The following is a 22,760-nucleotide window of genomic DNA, read 5'->3' as shown; positions in this document are numbered from 1 at the left end:
GCTGGCCCAGGTCCCACTTATCTCACGTTTAACGTGCGGGAAATCTAGGCGAGAGTCTTGATCTATGGAAGCCCCGTCCGGATAACGGACGTCAGCGAAATGGCTGACCGCTCAGTCCAGGGGGCGCTTCAGCCGCGCCACGAACTTGTACCGGTCGCCCCGGTACACCGAGCGCACCCACTCCACCGGCTGGCCGGAGCCGTCGATCGAGTGGCGGGAGAGCATCAGCATCGGCAGGCCCACGTCGGTGCCGAGCAGGCCGGCTTCGCGCGGCGTGGCCAGCGACGTCTCGATGGTCTCCTCGGCCTCGGCGAGCCGTACGTCGTAGACCTCGGCGAGGGCCGTGTAGAGGGACGTGTACTTGACGAGCGAGCGGCGCAGGGCCGGAAAGCGCTTGGCCGAAAGGTGTGTGGTCTCGATGGCCATCGGCTCGCCGCTGGCGAGGCGCAGCCGCTCGATGCGCAGCACGCGTCCACCGGCGGTGATGTCGAGCAGCCCGGCGAGCGTGTCGTCGGCGGTGACGTATCCGATGTCGAGCAGCTGCGAGGTCGGCTCGAGACCTTGCGCCCTCATGTCCTCGGTGTACGAGGTGAGTTGGAGCGCCTGCGACACCTTGGGCTTGGCGACGAACGTGCCCTTGCCCTGGATGCGCTCCAGGCGGCCCTCGACGACCAGCTCCTGCAGCGCCTGGCGGACGGTGGTGCGGGAGGTGTCGAACTCGGCGGCGAGCGTGCGCTCCGGCGGCACGGGCGTGCCCGGCGGCAGGGTCTCCGTCATGTCGAGCAGGTGCTTCTTCAGGCGGTAGTACTTGGGCACGCGTGCGGTACGGACGGGCGCCCCGCTCTCGTTCTCCGCACTGCTCACATCGGTGCTCATGCTCCGCCTTCCCGGCTCCTGTGCCGATGCGGCCGACGTACCCATCGGCCACGGCTCACATCGTGGCACGGCTCGCTCCGGGGGACTCCCCGTACGCTCCGTGATCCCTTCTTATACCGTCCGGTGACCGTCTGGTCTAGTCCACGCACCGGACGATGGGAGCGGTCCCGCGGGCGGCCCAACACCCTTGTGGCGCCCGGCGGGTGTCGTTCCGATAACGGACGCACAGACCTTTCTCGGCCACCCTTGACACCTCTATTGGTCTGGGCCAAGCTCCCGGTACTGGTCTACACCATTCACGACCAGGTCCCAGCCCCACAGGTCGTACTCGTCTCAAGTCACCGCGGTGGGCAGGGGGGTTGCTGGCATCCCTGAGGAGGGTGGCGTGAAGCGCAAGCTCATAGCGGCTATCGGTATCGCGGGCATGATGTTCTCGGTCGCGGCATGTGGCGACAGTGACGACAAGTCCGGCAACGCGGGGGCGGACGCCAAGGAGCTGACCGTCTGGCTGACGGTCGACGCCCAGAACAACTGGCCGGAGCTGGTCAAGGCCGCGGACGCCGCGATCGTGAAGAAGCACCCGGGCATCAAGATCAACCACGAGTACTACGGCTGGCCGGACAAGCCCGCCAAGCTCGACGCCGTGCTCGCCACCGACAAGGTGCCGGACGTGGTCGAGATGGGCAACACCGAGATGCTCAGCTACATGGTCAAGGGCGCCCTGGCTCCCGTCGACACGGCGAAGTTCGAGAACTCGGACCAGTGGCTCGACGGCCTCAAGGCCTCGGTGACGTACGACGGCAAGACCTACGGCGTGCCGTACTACGCCGGTGGCCGCATCGCGACCTGGCGCAAGGACATCGCGTCCGCGTCCGGGGTCAAGGCGACGCCGAAGACGTACAAGGAGCTCACCGGCGACCTGGACAAGATCCAGAAGAAGCAGGGTGACAAGTTCAACGCCTGGTTCCAGCCGACGCGCGACTGGTACGCGGCCATGTCCTTCGTCTACGACGCCGGCGGCTCCATCGCCAAGGAGGAGGGCGGGAAGTGGAAGTCCAACCTCTCCTCGCCGGAGTCCCAGAAGGGCCTCACCGAGTTCAAGAACGTCATCGACAAGTACATGCACGGTGACAAGACCAAGGACGAGTCCGACCGTTACATCGTCTACGGCCAGGGCAAGTCGAACATGATCTTCGGTGCGGCCTGGGAGGGCGCGACCTCCGCCGACCCGAAGAACGACAAGACCGGCAAGCTCAAGGACAACCTCGAGAACTTCGTGATGCCGGGTCCGTCCGGCAAGGCGATGCCGGTCTTCCTCGGCGGCTCCGACCTCGCGGTCCCGGTGAAGTCCGACGCGCAGGCCGTCGCCGGCGAGTGGATCAACGCCTTCACCGGCGCCAAGGGCCAGAAGGGCCTGATGGCCAAGGGCAACCTGCCGAACAACAAGACGGACCTCGCGACGATGAAGGCGGACCCCAAGACGGAGGTCCCCGCCACCGCCGCCGAGTCCAACTGGTTCGTCCCGATGGCCCCGGGCTGGGGCCAGGTCGAGAAGGCCCAGGTCCTGCAGACCATGCTGCAGGCGATCGGCACCGGCAAGAAGTCGGTCGCGGACGCCGCGAAGGAAGCGGACGCCAAGATCGACAAGGTCATCAACACCAAGTGACCTGAGCGCGGGACCCCGCCTTCGGGCAGGGTCCCGCCCGTTCGGCTTTGCACAACCGGCTTTGCACAACCTGAGGGACCGCTGAGGAGTGCGCGGATGAGTGCCGCAGACACGACGACCGCCAAGACGCCGCCATCGCGGCCGGCAGCGTCGCCAGAACGGGGAGGCGTGCCCCCGCAGTTGCCACGCAAGAAGCGGCAGAGTGCATCGGCCGCGACGCCATGGGCGCTGCTCGCGCCGTGTCTGCTGATCCTCGTGCTGGTCCTCGGTTACCCGCTGGTCCGCCTGGTCACGCTCTCCTTCCAGAAGTTCGGCCAGTCCCAGTTGTGGGGCTTCCAGGACCCCGAGTCGGTCGGCTTCGACAACTTCTCGGCGATCCTCGGCGACAGCCAGTTCTGGCAGGTCGTCGTCCGCACCATCGTCTTCGCCGCCGGCGCGGTGATCTTCACGATGGTCATCGGCATGCTGATCGCGCTGCTGCTGCAGAAGGTCTCCGGCTGGGTGAAGATGCTCATCAACGTCGCCCTGGTGGCGACCTGGGGCATGCCCATCATCGTGGCGACCACCGTCTTCAAGTGGCTCTTCGACTCCGACTACGGCGTGCTCAACGCCCTGCTGAGCAAGTTGCCCGGCGTCGAGATGGTCGGCCACAACTGGTTCGCCAGCGGCCCCCAGGGCCTCGCCGTGATCATGCTCCTGGTGATCTGGGGCGCCGTGCCCTTCGTCGTCATCACCCTCAGCGCGGGGCTGACCCAGGTGCCCAAGGAGCTGGAGGAGGCCGCGCGCCTCGACGGATCCGGCGCCTGGAAGGTCTTCCGCTACGTCACCCTGCCGATCCTCAAGCCCATCATCGTGATGCTCGCGACGCTCTCGGTGATCTGGGACATGGGCGTCTTCCCGCAGGTGTTCGTGATGCGCAACGGCCACCCCGAGGACGAGTTCCAGCTTCTCACCACCTACTCGTACGACCGGGCGTTCCAGGTCAACGACTACAGCCAGGGCTCGGCCATCGCGCTGCTCACGGTGATCCTGCTCCTTGGCGTCGTCGCCGTCTACATGCGCCAGATGCTCAAGATCGGAGAGGTCGAGTGAGCGCCCCCGCCACCACCGCCCCCGCCAAGGTCCCCGCCGCACCCTCCGCTCCCGCCGCGCCCCCGCGCCGGCGCGGGAAGTCCAAGTTCGGCTGGAACATCGTCGGTCTGCTCGTCTTCCTGATCGCCGGATTCCCCGTCTACTGGATGGTCAACACGGCGTTCAAACCCGCCAAGGACGCCATCGACCCGGACCCGAGCCTCTTCCCCACCGGGTTCACCCTCGACAACTTCCGGCGCGCCCTCGACATCGCGGACTTCTGGGGCCCGGTCATGCGCAGCCTCGTCGTCTCGCTGGTCGTCGTCGTGATCGGCATCGCCGTCGGGATGCTGGCGGCGCTCGCGATCTCCCGGTTCGCCTTCCGCGGCCGCAAGATCGTCATCGTCGCCATCCTCGCCGTGCAGATGGTGCCGCTCGTCGCCATGATCATCCCGGTCTTCCTGCTCCTGAACGACCTCGGTCAGTACGACAAGCTCACGGGCCTGATCATCACGTACCTGACCTTCATCCTCCCCTTCACCGTGTGGACGCTGCGCGGCTTCATCGTCAACATCCCGAAGGAACTGGAAGAAGCCGCACAGGTCGACGGCTGCACCCGCACCGGCGCCTTCATCCGCGTCGTCTTCCCGCTGCTCGCCCCCGGCATGGTCGCCACCTCGGTCTACGGCTTCATCCAGGCCTGGAACGAGTACCTGTACGCCCTCATGCTGATGAGCCAGAAGCACCAGACGGCCACCGTCTGGCTCGCCAACTTCACGACCAAGCACGGCACCGAGTACGCCCCGATGATGGCGGGCTCGACGATGATGGCCGTGCCGATCGTCGTCCTCTTCCTCTTCGTCCAGCGCAAGATGGCCGCGGGCCTGACCGCCGGCGCCGTGAAGGGATAACGCCACCCGATGACCACTGTCACCCGCGGCGTCGACACGCTCACCCGCGACGCGCTCACCGTCCTGCAGCCCGGCTTCGCCGGCACCACCGCCCCCGACTGGATCCTGCGCCGGCTCGGCGAAGGCCTCGCGTCGGTCGGCCTGTTCGGCCGCAACATCCAGACCCCCGACCAAGTAGCCGCGCTGACCGCCCAGTTGAAGGCGGAACGCGGCGACCTCCTCGTCGCCATCGACGAGGAGAGCGGCGACGTCACCCGCCTCGAAGTCCGTACGGGCTCCTCGTTCCCCGGCAACCACGCGCTCGGCGCGGTCGACGACGTGGAACTCACCAGGGGAGTCGCCTTCGAACTCGGCCGGCGGCTCGCCGAGTGCGGCGTCAACCTCAACTGGGCGCCGTCCGCCGACGTCAACGCCAACCCCGACAACCCGGTCATCGGCGTCCGCTCCTTCGGCGCCGACACCGCGCTCGTGGCCCGGCACACGGCCGCGTACGTCGAAGGCATGCAGGCGGCCGGCGTCGCCGCCTGCACCAAGCACTTCCCCGGACACGGCGACACCGGGGTCGACTCGCACCACGACATGCCGCTCATCGACGTCGGCCTCGACGTGCTGCACGCCCGCGACCTCGCCCCGTTCCGCGCGGCGATCGCGGCCGGCAGCCGGGCCGTGATGAGCGCCCACATCCTGGTCCCGGTCCTCGACCCGGACCGCCCCGCGACCCTCTCCCGCCGCATCCTCACAGGCCTGCTCCGCGAGGAACTCGGCTACGACGGCCTCATCGTCACCGACGGCATCGAGATGCAGGCCATCTCCTCGGCCTACGGCATCGAGCGCGGCAGCGTCCTCGCCATCGCCGCCGGGGCCGACGCGATCTGCGTGGGCGGCGGGCTCAACGACGAGGGAACGGTGACCGGACTGCGGGACGCCCTCGTCGCCGCCGTACGCTCCGGCGAACTCCCCGAGGAACGGCTCGCGGACGCCGCCGCCCGGGTGCGCGACCTCGCCGAATGGACCTCGGTCTCGGGCGCGGCCGCACGCGCCGCGGGGGGTGCGCCCCAGGCCGACATCGGCCTGGTCGCGGCCCGCCGTGCGATCACGGTCACGCGCGGCGAGTACGCCCCGCCGGTGACCGGCCCGGTGCACGTCGCCTCCTTCTCGCCCGACGCCAACATCGCGGTCGGCAACGAGACCCCCTGGGGCGTCGCCGCCGAACTCGAACGCCTCCTCCCCGGCACCACCACCGGCTCCTACACCGGCCCGGACGCGGGCGCGGCCGCGCTGGCCGCGGCGGGCGAGCGGCGCATCGTGGCCGTGGTCCGCGACGAACACCGGCACGCGTGGATGGCCGGGGCCCTGGACGCCCTGCTCGCCGCGCGCCCCGACACGGTGGTCGTGGAGATGGGCGTACCGGGGGCTCCGCCACGGGGCGCGCCGCACATCGCCACGCGTGGCGCGGCACGGGTGTGCGGGATCGCTGCCGCGGAGGTCATTGTCGCCGGGTAGCCGGGTAGCCGGGTAGCCGGGTAGCCGGGTAGCCGGTCGGCACGCGGCACAGGGCATACGGAAGGTGCCGGTCACCCCGAGCGGGGGCGACCGGCACCTTTCGTGTGTGCGTAAGCGATCGGCTTACAGTCCCTGCCACTCCGGCTTGTTGACGTACGTGTGCCGGAAGTAGTCCGCGAGCTTCAGCTCGGACGCGGCGGCCTCGTCCACGACGATCGTCGCGTGCGGGTGCAGCTGCAGCGCCGACGCCGGCACGACCGAGGCGATCGGCCCCTCGACGGTCGCGGCAACCGCGTCCGCCTTGCCCTCACCGGTGGCGAGCAGCACCAGGTGCCTGGCCTCCAGGATCGTGCCGATGCCCTGCGTGATGACGTGCCGCGGCACCTGGCTCAGGTCGCCGTCGAAGAACCGCGCGTTATCCGTGATCGTCTGCTCGGTCAGCGTCTTGATCCGGGTCCGCGAGGCGATCGACGAGCACGGCTCGTTGAACCCGATGTGCCCGTCGGTCCCGATCCCGAGCAGCTGCAGGTCGACCCCGCCCGCGCCGGCCAACGCCTTGTCGTACGCCTCGCACGCGGCCTGCACATCCGCGGCGCTGCCGTCCGGACCCATGAACGACTTCTCGTTCAGCCCGAGCGGCTCCACGACCTCGCGCAGCACCGTCGCGCGGTACGACTCGGGGTGCCCCGTCGGCAGCCCCACGTACTCGTCGAGCTGGGCGATACGGGCCTTGGTCGCATCGACCTCACCGGCGCGCACCTTGGCCGACAGGGCCTGGTAGATGGGCAGCGGGGTCGAGCCGGTGGCCACGCCGAGCAACGCGTCGGGCTTGCGCCGCAGCAGCTGGGCCATGGCCTCGGCGATCAGCTCGCCACCTGCCTTGGCGTCCGGAACGATCACAACTTCCACGCTGGGCCTGCCGTTCTGGTCAGAGGAGCCTGAGATGTATGTGGTATAGACCAATCTAGCAGAGCAGACCCACGCGGGTCAGTCCCTCCACGCCCCCGACAAGTCCATGCTCGGCGCTGGGTGGGGGGTCGGCATGTCGGGGGTGGTGTGGGCGGTGCGGGCGGTGTGGGTGATGCGAGTGGTGTGGGTGGGGGAGCGCCCGGGGTCGGGTGCCGGGCGGGGCCTTGATCGGAGGGGCGGGCGCACGATGTTCGGGGCTTGGACTTCGGGGTCCGGGGTCCGGGGACAGGTGCCCGGGGTCAGGGGTCAGGGGTCTGGGTTCGGGTCCGGGGGCGGGGCGCCGTGGTGACGGACGGCCAGGGCGGCCTTGCGCTCCAGCCCGTGCTCGACCGACTGCGCGGGCGCGGCGCCGACCTGATGGTGGTCGGCCCCCGGGCCCAGGTGGACCAGGCCTCCGCCGGATTCGTCCTGCCGACCTCCGAAGTGGCGGAGGAACTGCAGCCGGTCCTGGAAATCCTCCCGCTGCAGCTGCTCGCGTATGAGGTCACCATCGCCCGTGGCCAGGACCCGGACGCCCCGCGCGCCCTCGCGAAGGTCACGGAGACGCGGTAGAGCGCCCTGGCCGAGCGGCCCGGTGGTCCGGTGACCCGGTGACCCGGTGACCCGGTGACCCGGTGACCCGGTGACCCGGTGGTCCGGTGACCCGGTGGTCCGGTGGTCCGTGCGCGCAGGGCCTGGTCCGGCCGGCCGTCAGAGCAGCGAGCCGCCCGTCGCGTCCACCCACTGACCCGTCACCCACCGTCCGTCCGGCGACGCCAGGAACGCCACCACGTCGGCTATCTCCGCCGGCGTCCCCACTTTCCCCAGGACCGAGAGCGCCGCCGCGCCCGACCATGCCTCGTCGCTCGCGCGGAGCCACGGCGCGTTCACGTCCGTGTCGACGATGCCCGGTGCCACCGTGTTCGCCGTGATGCCGCGCGGCCCGAGCACCTTGGCCAGGTACTGGGTCAGCACATCGAGCGCGCCTTTCGTCATCGCGTACGGCATGAGCTCGGGCAGCATCGTCGTGCGCGCGGCGCCGGAGGAGATGTTGATGATGCGGCCGCCGTCGCGCAGCCTCGGTGCCGCGAGCTGGGCGAGGAAGAACGGTGACTTGGCATTGACCGTGAAGAGGCGGTCGAACTCCGACTCCTCGATGTCCTCGAAGGAGCTCGACGTACCGATCCCCGCGTTGTTCACCAGGATGTCCACGCCGTCCGCCTGTGCGTCGAACTTCTCCCACAGATCCCGCGCCGCGCCCGGCGATCCGAGCTCCGCCCCGACGGCGAACGCCGATCCGCCCGCCGCCTCGATCGCGGCCACCGTCTCCTTCGCCGCCGCGTGGTTCACCCCGTAGTGCACGGCGATCCGCGCGCCGTCCCGGCCGAGCCGCTCGGCGATGCCCCGACCGATACCCCGGCTCGCGCCCGTGACCAGTGCCGTCCTGCCCGTGAGTACGCCCATGGCGATGCCCTCCCCATTCCGTAGCAAAATCTGTAGCGGTCGTTATGGAAATGACCGTAGCGCACCGCCGTCCCAGTTTTCTAGTGGGCGCTATAGAATTCACCCCATGGCGACCAAGCAGCGCGGACGGCCCCGTTCCTTCGACCGGGAGACCGCCCTGGAGAAGGCCTTGCGGGCCTTCTGGGAGAACGGTTATGAGGGGACCTCGGTCTCCGATCTGACCCGTGAGATGGGCATCGGCGCCCCCAGCCTGTACGCCGCCTTCGGCGACAAGCGTTCGCTGTTCGAGGAGGTCGTGCGGGTCTACGGCATCACGCACGGTGCCGGGCCCGGCCGCGCTCTGACCGAGGAGTCCACCGCCCGCGGCGCTGTCGAGCGGCTGCTGCGGGAGGCGGCCGACGAGTTCACCGACCCCGACCATCCGCACGGCTGCCTCGTGATCCACGCCGCGACGAACTGCACGACACCCGAGGTCGAGCGGGCCCTGCGTGAGCAGCGCGGTGCCAGCCTTGCCGCGATCGAGGACCGGCTGCGGCGCGGTTCCGCCGCGGGGGAGTTGCCGGAAAGCGCGGACACCGCGGCGCTCGCCCGTTTCGTGGGCGCCGTCTTCCAGGGCATGTCGCAACAGTCGCGGGACGGTGCGAGCAGGGTCGAACTGGAGGCGATCGCCGGCCTCGCGATGGCCGCCTGGCCCGGAGGTGAACCGGCGGGCCCCGGCGCCCGTGAGTAAGGGTGGACACCGTTGTCGGAGGGGGTCCGGACTCGGAGGAAGAGACGACAACAAACCTCCGCCGACGCATAGACATAGGAGAATGGTCTAGTCCACAATGCCTAATGAAGACCTCCGTCCTCCCCGCACAGGAGGACGGACAGAGGACCCGCGCTCTCTGCCCTGACTGCGGCGGATCCTCGATCGGCAGCCGGGAACCGCACACCTGGAAGCCGATGCACCTGAAGGGCTGCGGTGCCAGGGAAAGGGTCGAGGGTCCCTCCCCCCGGCGCCGCGGCCCGTCGGTCTTTTCGGGGCCTTGCCGACCGGCGGGTACGCTCGCCTCGTGCCCTCCATGAACGATCTCGTACGCCAGCACACCGCCCTCGGTGACTCCGACCTCGAGTGGCTCCACCTGCTGGTCTCGGAGTGGCAGTTGCTCTCCGACCTCTCCTTCGCCGACCTCGTCCTGTGGGTGCCCACGCGCGACGGCACGCGCTACGTCTCCGTGGCGCAGATGCGTCCGAACACCGGTCCCACCTCCTACCAGGACGACATGGTCGGGCATCTGGTGCCGCGCGGCCGCCGCCCCATGCTGGACGCCGCGCTCGACGAGGGCCGCATCGTGCGCGAGGGCGACCCCGAGTGGCGCGAGGAGGTCCCGGTACGGGTCGAGTCCATCCCCGTCCGCAGGGAGGGCCGGGTCCTCGGCGTCATCGCCCGCAACACGAACCTGCTGAGCGTCCGCACGCCCTCCCGCCTGGAACTGACCTATCTGCAGTCGGCCTCCGACCTGGCGCAGATGATCGCAGCCGGCTCGTTCCCGTTCCTGGGACAGCAGGTGGACATGGACGCCTCCCCGCGCGTGGGCGACGGCCTGATCCGCCTCGACGCCGACGGAGTCGTCCAGTACGCGTCGCCCAACGCGCTGTCCGCGTATCACCGGCTGGGCTTCCAGGCCGACCTGGTCGGGCACCACCTGGGCAGGACCACGGCCGAACTCGCCCCGTCCCGCGGGCCGGTCGACGAGGCGCTCGCCAAGGTGGCCAGCGGATGGGCGCCGCGGGAGTTCGAGATCGAGGGCGAGGAGGGATCGATCCAGCTGCGCGCGATCCCGCTCAAGCCCAAGGGCGCGCGCATCGGCTCACTGGTCCTGCTCCGCGACGTCACCGAACTGCGGCGGCGCGAGCGGGAGTTGATCACCAAGGACGCGACCATCCGGGAGATCCACCACCGGGTGAAGAACAATCTGCAGACCGTGGCCGCGCTGCTCCGCCTCCAGGCCCGGCGCATTGAGTCGGACAGGGGGCGCGAGGCGCTCGAAGAAGCCGTCCGGCGCGTCGGTTCCATCGCGATCGTGCACGAGACGCTCTCCCAGAACCTGGACGAGCGCGTGGAGTTCGACGAGATCGCCGACCGGGTGCTCGCCATGGTCGCCGAGATTTCGCCGGGCCAGGTGACGGGCCGTCGCACCGGCCGCTTCGGCATCCTGGACGCGGAGGTGGCGACTCCGCTGTCGATGGTCCTGACCGAAGTGCTGCAGAACGCGCTGGAGCACGGCTACCGCCAGGGGGACACCGGCGCCGTGGAGGTCTCGGCCGTGCGCGGCGGCACCAGCAAGGATGCGCGCCTACTGATCACTGTTCAGGACGACGGGGTCGGCCTGCCCGAGAACTTCGATCCGAAACGGGCCGGCAACCTGGGGCTGCAGATCGTACGTACGTTGGTGGAGGGCGAGTTGGGCGGAACGTTCGACATGGTGCCCGCACCCGAGCGCGGCACGCGGGTCATCCTGGACATTCCGGTACCCCCTCACAAGTAGACCCGCGTACAGGCGCGTAGACGTCACGCAGACGCAAACAGCAGTGAGCCCCGGACCGTTGAACGGTCCGGGGCTCACTGCTCGAGTTACTCGGGTCATGTCCCGGGCTGAGCCTGGGGGAGCATCGGTGGTACTGCGCGCTGCGGCTCGGGGGCGGGAGATGCGTACTCGCTGTACGCGCCGCCGGGCTCAGGCTCGAACGGGGTGGGGAATCAGGCGGATGCCTGACGGGCCCGGTTGCGAGCGGCGCGGCGCTTCATTGCGCGGCGCTCGTCCTCGCTGAGGCCACCCCAGACGCCGGAGTCCTGGCCGGACTCGAGCGCCCACTGCAGGCACTGCTCCATGACGGGGCAGCGGCGGCAGACGGCCTTGGCTTCCTCGATCTGCAGCAGCGCGGGACCGGTGTTGCCGATGGGGAAGAACAGCTCGGGGTCTTCCTCGCGACAAACGGCGTTGTGACGCCAGTCCATGGCTGCTACCTCTCCTTGGTATTACGTGCGGGTTGCTTGTGAATGTGAACGCTTTCACGAATCCCTCAACAAGTGAAGGGACGAACGTCACATCTGCGACGGGTGTCCGTTGCTTTGAGGAGGGGATTCGGGCTCTCTGTGGGGCCGATGTTGCGGGCCGTCCCGAGCGCCATGTAGAGATTCGCAAACCTCGGCGGCGGATACAACCCCTTCAGGAAAGTTTTTTTTGATTCCTCGGTGTCGGCTAGGTCACAGCCGTACTTCTATGGGGTGGAGCCTGGCCCAAACGTTCGAGATAAAGGACTTTGGGCCCTTCCACTCACACAATCACACGCAGTGCACGGCGTACGCCTGTGAACGTCACGCTCGTGCGGAGTCCCAGGTGGTCGCCGTCCATCTGAAGGGGCAGGGGCGCCTTCGAATGCAAGGTGAAGTCGGTGAGGTCATGGAGCGTAACCGCGTTCTTACCGTGCGGTCCGCGCTCGGGTGACGAGGTCAGCAGCTGGGTGCCGTACCGGGCCACCGCGGGAGTCGACAGTTTCTTGAGTCCTAGCACGTCAAGGCCGGTGTCGAAGGACGCCCGGGGCGTCGGATAGAGCGGCCGATTGCCGAGGAAGGACCACGGCGAGGTGTTGCTGACTATGGAGACGACCAGATCGGTGACCGGGTCCTCGTCCGGCCGTTCGAGCGTGATCGTGCCGTGCCGGCGGTCGGCCTCGCCGAGGAATTGGCGTACGACCTGTCGCACATACAAGGCATGCGTCGAACGCTTGCCCCGCTCGCGCTGCTGCTCGACCCGGCCGACGACCCCCGCGTCGAACCCGAGACCCGCACTGAAGGTGAACCACCGGGACGGGACCGCCTCGTCCTCCGTGCCCACAGTGCCCGCGGCAAGACCCAGACCCACCGTGCGCTCACGGCCCTCTCGCAGGGCGTCCAGGAGCTGCCCGGTGGCCTCCACGGGCTCGTTCGGCAGACCCAGGGCGCGGGCGAAGACGTTCGTGGAGCCGCCGGGGACGACCGCGAGGCCCGGCAGACGGTCGAGGTCGGGGCCGTGGTGCAGCAGCCCGTTCACGACCTCGTTGACCGTGCCGTCGCCGCCGAGGGCGACGACCAGCTCGACGTCCTTGCTCTCGGCGGCCTGGCGGCCCAGGTCGCGGGCGTGGCCGCGGTACTCCGTGGTGACGGCCTCGAGCTTCATCTCGCTCGCCAGCGCGTGGATCAGGACATCGCGCGTGCGCGCACTGGTGGTGGTTGCCGCTGGATTGACCACAAGAAGTGCACGCATGCGATGCAGGGTACCTAGCGGCCTTGATCGGGCCCAGACCGAGGTAGGCGTCGGGTAAGCGTCCGCAGGGTCGGGGCCGGGATGCGCGCTGCGGGGTACGGCCGGGCGGGGGCTACCCTGCAAAGGTGACCTCAGAGCAGAATCCCGCCCCCGAGAACGCCACAGAAGACGGCCCGCGTCCCGGTCGGCTGACCGCCGCGGCGGCCCTGGCCGGACTCGAAGGAGCCGCGCTCGTCGCCGGCGGCGTCTCCCTGCTGGTCGCCGGGATCGGTGGGCACCCCGACAACGCGGAGCAGGCCGTCACCGGCGGTGTGACCCTGATCGTGCTCGCGCTGCTGCCCCTGCTGGCCGCGCGCGGGCTGCTGGCCCGCAAGGCCTGGAGCCGCGGCCCCGCGATCATCACGCAGATCATGGCGCTGCCGGTCGCCTATACGTTGCTGCAGGCCGACAGCATGGCCATCCCCGGCGGCATCGCGCTCGCCGCGGTGGCGATCGCCGCGCTCGTCCTGCTGGTCAATCCGGCGACCACGCGCGCGCTGGGCATCCGCGCACCGGGCAGCGCACCGCAGTCCAAGTAGGCGCAGAAGCAGGAACATGAAGGCGCCCGGTGCGGTGAACGCACCGGGCGCCTTCATATGCGTACGTCTGCTTACGTATGTGCACGTCTGCCTGCGTTCTCGGAGGTCACTCCTCGACGAGGAGTTTCTCCCGCAGCTGAGCCAGCGTGCGGGCCAGGAGGCGCGAGACGTGCATTTGGGAGATGCCCACCTCCTGGGCGATCTGCGACTGCGTCATGTTCCCGAAGAAGCGCAGCAGCAGAATGCGCTTCTCGCGCGGCGGAAGGTCCTCCAGGAGCGGCTTGAGGGACTCGCGGTACTCGACGCCCTCCAGCGCCTCGTCCTCGGCGCCCAGGGTGTCGGCGACCGCCGGGGACTCGTCGTCCGTGTCCGGGACGTCCAGGGACAGCGTGGAGTACGCGTTGGCCGACTCCAGGCCCTCCAGGACCTCTTCCTCGGAGATGGCCAGCTTCTCGGCCAGTTCGTGGACCGTGGGGGAGCGGCCGTGCAGCTGGGACAGCTCCGCCGTCGCCGTGGTCAGGGCCAGGCGCAGCTCCTGCAGGCGGCGCGGGACGCGCACGGCCCAGCCCTTGTCGCGGAAGTGCCGCTTGATCTCGCCGACGACCGTCGGGGTCGCATACGTGGAGAACTCCACGCCGCGCTCCGGGTCGAAGCGGTCGACGGACTTGATCAGGCCGATCGTCGCGACCTGGGTGAGGTCGTCCAACGGCTCCCCGCGGTTGCGGAAACGGCGCGCCAAGTGCTCGACCAGGGGCAGGTGCATGCGCACGAGCTGATTGCGCATCTCCGCGTACTCCCGGCTGCCGTCCGGCAGGGTGCGCAGCTCGATGAACATCGCCCGTGCGCCGCTGCGGTCCCGCGGGTCGTGCCGGCCCTGCTGCTCACCGTGTCGCTCGTGGTCGCTCATCAATCCCGCCCGTCGCGCGTCCGATCCCCCGGGCTTCCCGCGAAGCCCGGTCCCGGAAGTCGGCGCTGCCTGCTGTGGCGCGTCGGCCGCCGGGTCCTCCGGGTGCGGCCGGGCCTGCTGCTCGGGGATGCCGGCGGTCACCCGGCGCACCCCCGTCGTGCCGTCGGCCGGTAGATCCCGTGTGCCGCGCTTGTCGTCCCGCACCGGACCGCCCCCGTTCATCACGCCGGGCCGGGGCCCGCGCCGCGCTTCTTGTAGAGGCTGATCGAGACGGTGTTGTCATCGGCCACTGTGGAGTCGACCTGGCCCGCGAGGGCCGACAGCACGGTCCATGCGAAGGTGTCGCGCTCCGGGGCCCGTCCGTCGGTGGTCGGGGCGGAGACCGTCACCTCCAGGGAGTCGTCGACGAGCCGGAACACGCAGCTGAGTACGGAGCCGGCGACGGCCTGCTGAAGCAGGATCGCGCAGGCCTCGTCGACCGCGATGCGCAGGTCCTCGATCTCGTCGAGGGTGAAGTCCAAACGCGCTGCCAGACCGGCCGTGGCCGTCCGCAGCACCGACAGGTAGGCACCCGCAGCCGGCAGCCGGACTTCCACGAAGTCCTGATTCCCGGGCTCGCCTGCGATCTGGGACACCCTCACCTCCAAGGTGGTACAAGCACTTTCGGGCTCCGGGGGTCCTCCCCCGGGTGATGCGCCACATATATCTGCGGTGACGCTACCGCGCGCCCGACTTTCCTGTCCCGGGGACCCCGGCCCAGTGCTGTCGCTCATCACTCATAGTAAGCCTACGGGTACGGACAGTGGCTAGGGGGCGTGCGGACCCAATTGGAAAGAGCGGGCGCCGGGTTGACGTACCCAGGCGGTCGCCGGTCGAACCCCGGCACGGGTGTGGATCGGCCGTCTCAGACGAGGAACGCGTCCACGAAGCACCAGCGCCAGCTCTCACCAGGCTCGAAGGTACGCATCACGGGATGGCCGCTCTCCTTGAAGTGCTCCGTCGCGTGCTTGTACGGCGAGGAGTCGCAGCAGCCGACGTGGCCACAGATCAGGCACAGCCGCAGTTGCACAGGGTGACTGCCCACGGCCAGACACTCCAGACAGGTCTCGCTGAGCGGAGCGGGCTCGGGGTGCGGCAGCGCGTCGACATGCGGGCACTCGTTCATGATGGCCAGGTTACGACGGGCGGGGGCGAATAGGACGGCGGAAGGCAGGCCATGGACGTATTGCCACTGGTGGGGTTGATCGCGGCGAGCGCCGCGGTGGCGGGGGCGGCACGCAGGACACCGGTGCCGGCACCGCTCCTTCTGGTCGCGGCGGGTCTGGCGGCCTCCTATGTGCCGTGGATCCCGCAGTACGCGCTCGACCCGCACATCGTGCTGCCGCTGATCCTCCCGCCGCTGCTGCACACCGCCGCCCTGGAGAGCTCCTATCTGGACCTGCGGGCCAACATCCGGCCCGTCGCCCTGCTTTCGGTGGGCTACGTCCTGTTCGCCACGGTGGCGGTGGGCTGGCTCGCGTACCAGCTGATCCCGGACCTGCCGCTGACCGCCGCCCTCGTCCTCGGCGCGGTGATCGCGCCGCCGGACGCGGTGGCGGCGACCGCGATCGCGCGAAGGGTGGGGCTGCCGTCGCGGCTCACCACGATCCTTCAAGGCGAATCGCTGGTGAACGACGCGACCGCCATCACCGCCTACAAGGTGGCGCTCGCCGCTGCCGTGGGTGAAGGGGCGAGCTGGGCGGGCGGTATCCAGGAGTTCCTGATGGCGGCCGTCGGCGGTGTCGGGGTCGGCCTGTTGCTGATGGTGCCGCTGCACTGGCTGCGCAAGCGCCTCACCGAGGCCGTCCTCCAGAACACGCTCTCTCTGCTGATCCCCTTCGTCGCCTACGCGGCCGCGGAACAGGTGGGTGCCTCCGGGGTCCTCGCCGTCGTGACCGTGGCCCTGTACCTGGGGCACCGTTCCTGGCAGGTCGACTTCGAGACGCGGCTCCAGGAGGCAGCGGTGTGGAAGGTCGTCTCGTTCATCCTGGAGTCGTCGGTCTTCGCCCTCATCGGCCTTCAACTGCGCGTCGTCCTCCAGGACCTCGGTGAGTACAGCGTCGCGCAGGCCGTCTGGTACGCGATCGGGGTGTTCGTCCTCGTGGTCGTGGTCCGCTTCGTGTGGTCGTATCCCGCCACATATCTGCCGCTGTACGTGTCGTCCCGGATCAGGCACCGGGAGAGCGACACCGACTGGAAGCGTCCGCTGATCGTGAGCTGGGCCGGGATGCGCGGAGTGGTCTCCCTGGCCATCGCGTTCTCCATTCCGCTCGTCACGGAGGACGGTGACCCGTTCCCCGCGCGCAACCTGGTGCTCTTCCTGACGTTCACCACCGTCATCGGCACCCTCGTCGTGCAGGGGCTCAGCCTGCCGCCGTTGATCAAGGCCCTGAAGCTGCCGGGGCGCGACGTGCAGGCCGAGACGCTCGCCGAGGCGCAGGCGCAGAGCGTCGCCTCCACCGCCGCGGAGGAGCGCGTGGACGAGTTGATGCGGGACGAGCGCAACGGCCTGCCGCGGCCCCTCCAGGACCGCCTGCACACCGTCCTGGAGCGGCGCCGCAACTCCGTGTGGGAACGCCTTGGCCAGCTCAACCCGGTGACCGGGGAGTCCGCCGACGACACGTACCGCAGGCTCGCGCGGGAGGCGATCGCCGCCGAGCGCGAGGTCTTCGTACGGATGCGGGACGAGCGGCGGATCGACGACGAGATGATGCGGACCCTGCTGCGCAAGCTCGACCTGGAGGAGGCCGCCGCCTACCGCGAGGTCGACGACTGAGCGTCCTGGAAGGGTGCCCCCGTGACGACGGCCGCCAGCGTCGTGCCGGGAGCGAACGCGCCCTCTTCGGTGAGAGTGGCAAGTGCGTACAGCATCTTGGCCACATAAAGCCGCTCGACCGGAAGACCGTGACGTCGCTCGAAGTCGTCGGCGAACGAGGACAGCTCGGCGGGCACGCGCGCGTAGCCGCCGAAATGGAAGCGGTCCTCCACCCGCCAGGTGCCGCGGGGGCGGCCGAATGCCGCCTCTTGCAGAGCGCGGACGTCGGCCTCCAGGAAGCCGCCCTTGAGGACGGAGACGCCGATGGCGCGCTGGTCGGGGGCGAGCCCCGCGGCAAGGCCCGCGAGGGTGCCGCCCGTGCCGCAGGCGACTGCGACGACATCGGCGCGGCCGCGCAGTTCACGGCCGAGGTCCGCACAGCCCTGGACCGCGAGGGAGTTGCTGCCGCCCTCCGGGACCAGGTACGCGTCAGCGGCGCCGGCGGCGTCGAGAAGCGCGGCGAGGACCTCCGGGTCGCTCTTCTTCCGGTAGGCCGATCTGTCGATGAAGCGCAGCCGCATGCCGTCGGCCGCGCAGCGCGCCAGGGAAGGGTTGAGCGGGTGGTCGGCGAGTTCCTGGCCGCGGACGATGCCGAGGGTGGGTACGTCCAGCAGACGACCGGCGGCTGCCGTGGCCCGTAGATGGTTCGAGTAGGCGCCGCCGAAGGTGACGAGGGCGCGGCCCCGCGCCACCGCCAGGTTCGGCGCGAGCTTGCGCCACTTGTTGCCGATCAGGTCCGGGTGGATCAGGTCGTCGCGCTTGAGGAGCAGGCGCACGCCCCGGCCCGCGAAGCGGTCGTCGTCGACCGCGATGAGGGGCGAGGGCAGGTGGGGGCGCAGATCGGCCGTGGTCGGGCGGGGCACCCGGCCATTGTCGGACATCTGTCCGGGTGCCCGCCGCCGCACGCGTCGTGGTGCGTTACTTGAGCCGGTCGTGGATGCGCGCGCGCATCGACGCCATCGTGAAGCCCTTCGGGTCGATCTTTCCGGGCTGCCACTCCAGGTGACCGATGACCGAGCGCTCCGTCCAGCCGTGGTGGCGGCAGATCGCCGCGGCCGCCTTCTCGATCGCCTCCAGCTGAACCGCCGGCCACGGGTCGTCCCCATCGCCGAGGTTCTCGCACTCGAAGCCGTAGAAGTGACTGTTGCCGTCCGTGTTCGCCTCGTTGTCGTGCGGCAGCGCCTTCTCCGCGATCACGGCGCGCAGCACGTCGTCGTCGCCGAGCCCCGCGTGGTTCGCCCGCCCGTAGCCGACCAGATGGACCCGCCCGTCCTTCGTGATGACGCCGTGGCACAGCGGCCCCGGCAGATCCGAGTGTCCGTCACGGCAGATACGGACCGTGCTCTCGCTGCCCGAGGTGACGGTGTGATGGATCATCACACCGTTCAACGGACCCCAGGAACCCTTGGTGTTGCGGTTGTGGTGCTCCCAGTCGCCGACTTCGACCACCGTGAGCCCCTCGTCCTTGAGAGCGGCGAGAAAACTGCTTGCGGACATGGGTGGGGCCATGGCCGCCTCCTTTGCGAGGCACGACGGCCGCCGATCGCGTGCCGTCTCGTACGCCTTGCTTGTACCCAGAACTGGCGCGCAGGGACTACTCGTTCGTATTCCGTGCGAGCTGTTCCGGACATCGGTCGGCGGCGGCCCCACCATTTCAGCCGTGCAGGAACCCGTCCCCGTTCGTCGCGATGTGTGCTTCGAGGGCCTGCAGCGCCCGCTGCGTGGCGTCCGGGCTGCCACTGCCCTTGCGCTCCTCGTAGTACGCCGCGCCCAGCTTCTTCAGCAGGTCGCCGCCGGCGCGCTGCGCCTGCACGTCGTCCAGCTTCTGCTTGCCCTGCGTCAGGCCGCGCTGCGCCTGCTCTTTGGCACGGTCCAGGAAGCCCGCCATGGTCGTCTCCTCATATCCGCTGTCGGCCGTTTCCCGATCAACGCATGCCGAGATCGCCGAGTTCCGAAAAACGCGGCCCATGCCCCGTCCGGACGAGATCCATTCCCGCTCTTTTGTGTAATGGCGCGAGCACGCTCCGTGCTGGGAGTCTTGCTCGGGCAGGTCGGTTCATGATCGGGAGGGCATTTCATGTCGGTAGGCGAAGAAGTCCGCACGGAGCAGTCGGGGTCGCAGAAGAGCCTCGGCACATCCGCCGCGCGGAATCTGGCCACCACCACCAAGTCCGCACCGCAGATGCAGGAGATCAGCTCCCGCTGGCTGCTGCGGGCGCTGCCCTGGGTGGATGTGCAGGGCGGTACGTACCGGGTGAACCGGCGGTTGAGCTACTCGGTCGGTGACGGGCGGATCGAGTTCATCAAGACCGGGGACCAGGTCCGGGTCATTCCGGCGGAGCTGGGGGAGCTACCGGCCCTGCGGGGCTTCGAGGACCCGGAGGTGCTGGGCGAGCTGGCCCAGCGGTGCACGCAGCGGGAGTTCGCGGCCGGTGAGGTGCTCGCCTCGTTCGGCAGCCAGGCGGACGAGGCGTTCCTGCTCGCGCACGGCCGCGTGGAGAAGATCGGGTCGGGACCGTACGGCGACGACGCGGCGCTCGGCGTCCTGGCCGACGGCGCGTACTTCGGAGACCAGGCACTGCTCGACCCGGAGAGCATCTGGGAGTACACGGCACGTGCGGTCACCGCGTGCACGGTGCTCACGCTGCCGCGCCGCGACCTGGAACAGATCGCGGAGCGGTCCGAGACGCTGCGCGACCACCTCCAGCAGCTCCGCTCGGTTCCGTCGCAGCGGGCCAACAAGTACGGCGAGAAGGAGATCGACCTCTCCGCGGGGCATGTGGGCGAGGCCATGCTGCCGGGCACGTTCGTCGACTACGAGTCGGCGCCGCGCGAGTACGAGCTGAGCGTCGCGCAGACCGTGCTCCGCATCCACACGCGCGTGGCCGACCTGTACAACCAGCCGATGAACCAGACGGAGCATCAGCTCCGCCTCACTGTCGAGGCGTTGAAGGAGCGCCAGGAGTACGAGCTCGTCAACAACCGGGAGTTCGGCCTCCTCAACAACTGCGAATACGACCAGCGTCTGCAGCCGCACGACGGTGCGCCCACCCCGGACGACATGGACGAACTGCTCAGCAGGCGGCGCGGCTCCAAGCTGTTCCTGGCGCACCCGAAGGCGATCGCCGCGTTCGGCCGGGAGTGCAACAGGCGGGGTCTGGTCCCCGAGAGCATCGACGTGGGCGGGCACCGCATCCCGACCTGGCGCGGTGTGCCGATCTACCCGTGCGGCAAGATCCCGGTCTCGGAGGCGCGGACCACGTCCATCATCTGCATGCGTACGGGGGAGGAGGAGCAGGGCGTCATCGGGCTGCGGCAGTCCGGCATCCCGGACGAGATCGAGCCGAGCCTGTCGGTGCGGTTCATGGGCATCAGCGAGCAGGCGATCATCTCGTACCTGGTGACCACCTACTACTCGGCGGCGGTCCTGGTGCCGGACGCCGTCGGGGTCCTGGAGAACGTCGAGATCGGCCGGTGGCAGTGACGTCCCGCCCCCGGTATGTCGTGTCCCCGCCCGAAAGGGCGGGTACACCGCAGGGGAACGCGCCCAGTAACAGCGGAACCGCCACCGTCCGCGCCCTCTCCGGGGTGAGTCCATGACGCAGACGACGCAGACGCGAGTGGCAGCAGAGAACGGCGGGCCGAGCACGGTGCGCGCGGGGGCCCTGCCCGCGCCGGCCGGGGCCGACGGCGCGGGCGGGGACGGGCAGGAGGCGGGGGAAAGGCGGGCGACTCGGGAAAGCCAAGAGGCACAGGAGGGCCAGGAGGGTCAGGAGGCGGTGGCGATCCTTGCGCAGGCCAGGGCATCGGTCGACCCCGAGTTGCGCCGGGCCGTCGAGGCCCTGCCCGAGCCCATTCGCCGCGTCGCCCTCTACCACTTCGGCTGGCAGCACGCGGACGGCACACCCGCGGTGGGGAGCGCGGGCAAGGCCGTGCGGCCCGCCCTCGTCCTGGCCGCGGCGCGGGCCCTAGGCGGGCGGCCCGAGGGGGCGGTGCGGGCGGCGACAGCCGTCGAACTGACCCACAACTTCACCTTGTTGCACGACGACGTGATGGACCGGGACACCACGCGCAGGCACCGGCCGACCGCGTGGACCGTGTTCGGGAGCGCCGACGCGATCCTGACGGGTGACGCGCTGCACGCCCAGGCCCAGCGCCTGCTCGCCGAGGACCCGCACCCGGCGGCCCCGGCCGCGGCGGCCCGACTCGCCGCGTGCGTCGTGGAGTTGTGCGCGGGCCAGTCCACGGATGTGGCCCTGGAGCGGCGCGACCCGGGGGAGGTGACGCTGGAGGAAACCCTGGCCATGGCGGAGGCCAAGACCGGGGCGCTGCTCGGCTGCGCGTGCGCGGTCGGCGGGCTGTACGCGGGGGCGAGCGAGGCGGAGGCCGCGGCGCTGGACGCGTTCGGGCGGGCGGCGGGGCTCGCCTTCCAGCTCATCGACGACGTGATCGGCATCTGGGGCGATCCGGCCCGCACCGGCAAGCCGGCCGGGGCCGACCTGGCCGTCCGCAAGAAATCCCTGCCGGTCGTCGCGGCGCTTGCCTCCGGCGGCCCGGCAGCAAGGGAATTGGCCGCGCTGTACGGGCCGGTGGGCCCAGGAAAGGAGGGCGAGGCCGAGTTGGAGGCGATCGCGCTGGCCGTCGAGCGGGCGGGCGGGCGCGACTGGGCACAGGCTCAGGCCGCGGACGAGATGGCGCGGGCGCTGCACCAGTTGGCTGAGGCGGTGCCGGTACCGGAGGCGGCGGACGGCCTGCTGTCCCTCGCGGAGTTCGTGACGCGGCGCGGTCACTGAGGGCGCCGCCCGGGTGGTGGGCGGCACGGCCAGGGGCAAGGGGCTGGGCGGGGTCGCGGGCGCGGGAGGCCGCGGGTACGGGGGAGGCCATGGGTACGGGGAGATCGCTCCCTGGGCCTAACCGCCAGCCAGCGCGGCCCAGTTGGACGTGCCGCCCACTCGCAATGGTGAGATGAATCGGGTCGTTGAGGTGGCCGAGGTGCTCGACCAGGAGGTAAATGCGGTGCGCGGCAGCTGTGTTCGCGTAGAGGGGTGATCGCTTAGGCTGCCGACGACTCGACGGGGAGCCCGTAGAGGCGGACGGAGCAGGGGGATCCAGGGTGGGCGTGGGGATTCGGCGGGCCGGGGAGAGCGACCGGGACTTTGTCGTGGGGCTGCTCGACGAGGCGTTCATGGACGATCCGGTCAGCAGCTGGGTGTTCCCCGGCGAGGAGTACCGGCGCGCCCGGCACGGGGGCCTGATGGGGGCGTTCACCGACGCGACGTTCGCCGAGGGGTACATAGACCTCGCGGAGGACGGAGGGGCCGTCGCGCTGTGGATGGACGTGCCGGATGAGCCGCACCAGGACCACGACAGAGCCGAGGAGGACGGAGCCGAGGAGGACGGGCCCGCGCAGGTGCGCGCCGCCGTCGACCCCGACAACGAACGGATCGAGCAGATAGCCCGGCTGACGGAAGCCGCGCACCCGGTGGGCCGTGCACACGTCTACCTGTGCATGATCGGTGTGAAGCCGGACCGGCAGGGCGAGGGCCTGGGCACCGCGCTGATGGCACCGGTCCTGGAGCGCTGTGACAGCGAGGGGCTGCCCGCCTATCTGGAGGCGAGCAACGCGCGCAGCCGCGCCCTGTACGAGCGGCTCGGCTTCGTCTTCACCGGTACCGCGATCGAGCTGCCGGACG

22 protein-coding genes and 1 pseudogene are annotated in these 22,760 nt (G+C 69.9%); 12 read left to right on the top strand and 11 right to left on the bottom strand.

Annotated features, from left to right (window positions below; genetic code table 11):
- Positions 1–111: 111 nt before the first annotated feature.
- Positions 112–876: a GntR family transcriptional regulator gene (locus AB0J02_RS25370; RefSeq protein ID WP_363196041.1), complete on the bottom strand. Its 765-nt coding sequence runs from the start codon at positions 874–876 to the stop codon at positions 112–114.
- A gap of 385 nt (positions 877–1,261) precedes the next feature.
- Here AB0J02_RS25370 and AB0J02_RS25365 point away from each other — a divergent pair, with 385 nt between their 5' ends.
- From AB0J02_RS25365 to AB0J02_RS25350, 4 genes are all read left to right on the top strand, one after another.
- Positions 1,262–2,542, top strand: coding sequence for an extracellular solute-binding protein (locus AB0J02_RS25365; RefSeq protein ID WP_363196040.1), 1,281 nt, complete (start codon positions 1,262–1,264; stop codon positions 2,540–2,542).
- A gap of 96 nt (positions 2,543–2,638) precedes the next feature.
- Positions 2,639–3,634 (top strand): sugar ABC transporter permease, encoded by a 996-nt coding sequence (locus AB0J02_RS25360; RefSeq protein WP_363196039.1) that lies wholly within the window; start codon positions 2,639–2,641, stop codon positions 3,632–3,634.
- 98 nt (positions 3,635–3,732) lie between these two features.
- A complete protein-coding gene (locus AB0J02_RS25355) occupies positions 3,733–4,524 on the top strand; it encodes a carbohydrate ABC transporter permease (RefSeq protein WP_363196069.1) in 792 nt (263 codons plus the stop codon).
- Between the two features lie 9 nt (positions 4,525–4,533).
- The gene (locus AB0J02_RS25350) at positions 4,534–6,027 is read left to right on the top strand and encodes a glycoside hydrolase family 3 protein (RefSeq protein WP_363196038.1); all 1,494 of its coding nucleotides are present in this window, start codon (positions 4,534–4,536) and stop codon (positions 6,025–6,027) included.
- A 123-nt stretch (positions 6,028–6,150) separates the two neighbouring features.
- On the opposite strand, the gene nagB is transcribed toward AB0J02_RS25350, so the two are convergent.
- A complete protein-coding gene (nagB, locus tag AB0J02_RS25345; RefSeq protein WP_363196037.1) occupies positions 6,151–6,936 on the bottom strand; it encodes a glucosamine-6-phosphate deaminase in 786 nt (261 codons plus the stop codon).
- Positions 6,937–7,275: 339 nt separating this feature from the next.
- Here nagB and AB0J02_RS25340 point away from each other — a divergent pair.
- Positions 7,276–7,548, top strand: a pseudogene (locus AB0J02_RS25340) (glucosamine-6-phosphate deaminase); the annotation flags it as partial.
- 138 nt (positions 7,549–7,686) lie between these two features.
- Here the strand turns inward: AB0J02_RS25340 and AB0J02_RS25335 are convergent.
- Positions 7,687–8,439, bottom strand: coding sequence for an SDR family oxidoreductase (locus AB0J02_RS25335; protein ID WP_363196036.1), 753 nt, complete (start codon positions 8,437–8,439; stop codon positions 7,687–7,689).
- A 106-nt stretch (positions 8,440–8,545) separates the two neighbouring features.
- Between AB0J02_RS25335 and AB0J02_RS25330 the strand changes: the two genes are divergently transcribed.
- Together AB0J02_RS25330 and AB0J02_RS25325 are read left to right on the top strand one after the other, a co-directional pair.
- Positions 8,546–9,169, top strand: a complete 624-nt coding sequence (locus AB0J02_RS25330; RefSeq protein ID WP_363196035.1) for a TetR/AcrR family transcriptional regulator — start codon at positions 8,546–8,548, stop codon at positions 9,167–9,169.
- A gap of 334 nt (positions 9,170–9,503) precedes the next feature.
- Complete coding sequence (locus AB0J02_RS25325) at positions 9,504–10,970, top strand: PAS domain-containing sensor histidine kinase (protein WP_363196068.1); 1,467 nt, start codon at positions 9,504–9,506, stop codon at positions 10,968–10,970.
- 212 nt (positions 10,971–11,182) lie between these two features.
- On the opposite strand, the gene AB0J02_RS25320 is transcribed toward AB0J02_RS25325, so the two are convergent.
- Positions 11,183–11,440 carry a WhiB family transcriptional regulator gene (locus AB0J02_RS25320; protein WP_016639615.1) on the bottom strand — a complete coding sequence of 86 codons (258 nt, stop codon included), beginning with the start codon at positions 11,438–11,440 and terminating at the stop codon, positions 11,183–11,185.
- Between the two features lie 319 nt (positions 11,441–11,759).
- Positions 11,760–12,728 (bottom strand): diacylglycerol kinase family protein, encoded by a 969-nt coding sequence (locus AB0J02_RS25315; protein ID WP_363196034.1) that lies wholly within the window; start codon positions 12,726–12,728, stop codon positions 11,760–11,762.
- 125 nt (positions 12,729–12,853) lie between these two features.
- Between AB0J02_RS25315 and AB0J02_RS25310 the strand changes: the two genes are divergently transcribed.
- Positions 12,854–13,306, top strand: a complete 453-nt coding sequence (locus tag AB0J02_RS25310) for a hypothetical protein (protein ID WP_363196033.1) — start codon at positions 12,854–12,856, stop codon at positions 13,304–13,306.
- Positions 13,307–13,412: 106 nt separating this feature from the next.
- Here AB0J02_RS25310 and AB0J02_RS25305 read toward each other — a convergent pair whose 3' ends face one another.
- The 3 genes from AB0J02_RS25305 to AB0J02_RS25295 form a co-directional block, all read right to left on the bottom strand.
- Positions 13,413–14,438: an RNA polymerase sigma factor SigF gene (locus AB0J02_RS25305; RefSeq protein WP_363196032.1), complete on the bottom strand. Its 1,026-nt coding sequence runs from the start codon at positions 14,436–14,438 to the stop codon at positions 13,413–13,415.
- Positions 14,435–14,848: an anti-sigma regulatory factor gene (locus AB0J02_RS25300; protein ID WP_363196031.1), complete on the bottom strand. Its 414-nt coding sequence runs from the start codon at positions 14,846–14,848 to the stop codon at positions 14,435–14,437. Before AB0J02_RS25300 ends, AB0J02_RS25305 begins: the two co-directional genes overlap by 4 nt.
- A gap of 269 nt (positions 14,849–15,117) precedes the next feature.
- Positions 15,118–15,378: a UBP-type zinc finger domain-containing protein gene (locus AB0J02_RS25295; protein WP_363196030.1), complete on the bottom strand. Its 261-nt coding sequence runs from the start codon at positions 15,376–15,378 to the stop codon at positions 15,118–15,120.
- A 51-nt stretch (positions 15,379–15,429) separates the two neighbouring features.
- Here AB0J02_RS25295 and AB0J02_RS25290 point away from each other — a divergent pair, with 51 nt between their 5' ends.
- Entirely contained in the window at positions 15,430–17,028 is a 1,599-nt protein-coding gene (locus AB0J02_RS25290) for a Na+/H+ antiporter (protein WP_363196029.1), read from the top strand.
- Here AB0J02_RS25290 and AB0J02_RS25285 read toward each other — a convergent pair.
- The 3 genes from AB0J02_RS25285 to AB0J02_RS25275 form a co-directional block, all read right to left on the bottom strand.
- A complete protein-coding gene (locus AB0J02_RS25285) occupies positions 17,007–17,948 on the bottom strand; it encodes a pyridoxal-phosphate dependent enzyme (protein ID WP_363196028.1) in 942 nt (313 codons plus the stop codon). The genes AB0J02_RS25290 and AB0J02_RS25285 overlap by 22 nt on opposite strands.
- 37 nt (positions 17,949–17,985) lie before the next feature.
- On the bottom strand, positions 17,986–18,576 hold the full coding sequence (locus tag AB0J02_RS25280) for an N-acetylmuramoyl-L-alanine amidase (protein ID WP_363196027.1): 591 nt from the start codon (positions 18,574–18,576) through the stop codon (positions 17,986–17,988).
- 145 nt (positions 18,577–18,721) lie between these two features.
- A complete protein-coding gene (locus AB0J02_RS25275; RefSeq protein ID WP_363196026.1) occupies positions 18,722–18,955 on the bottom strand; it encodes a hypothetical protein in 234 nt (77 codons plus the stop codon).
- A 189-nt stretch (positions 18,956–19,144) separates the two neighbouring features.
- On the opposite strand from AB0J02_RS25275, the gene AB0J02_RS25270 reads away from it, so the two are divergent.
- The 3 genes from AB0J02_RS25270 to AB0J02_RS25260 form a co-directional block, all read left to right on the top strand.
- Positions 19,145–20,551: a family 2B encapsulin nanocompartment shell protein gene (locus tag AB0J02_RS25270; RefSeq protein WP_363196025.1), complete on the top strand. Its 1,407-nt coding sequence runs from the start codon at positions 19,145–19,147 to the stop codon at positions 20,549–20,551.
- A 112-nt stretch (positions 20,552–20,663) separates the two neighbouring features.
- Entirely contained in the window at positions 20,664–21,860 is a 1,197-nt protein-coding gene (locus tag AB0J02_RS25265; protein ID WP_363196024.1) for a family 2 encapsulin nanocompartment cargo protein polyprenyl transferase, read from the top strand.
- 320 nt (positions 21,861–22,180) lie between these two features.
- Positions 22,181–22,760, top strand: a 580-nt coding sequence (locus AB0J02_RS25260; protein WP_363196023.1) for a GNAT family N-acetyltransferase, incomplete at its 3' end; no start/stop codon positions are given.

The sequence above is a fragment of the Streptomyces sp. NPDC050264 genome (genome assembly GCF_040655895.1).
Taxonomy (GTDB): Bacteria; Actinomycetota; Actinomycetes; order Streptomycetales; family Streptomycetaceae; genus Streptomyces.
This window is presented reverse-complemented; position numbering and strand designations above follow the sequence as displayed.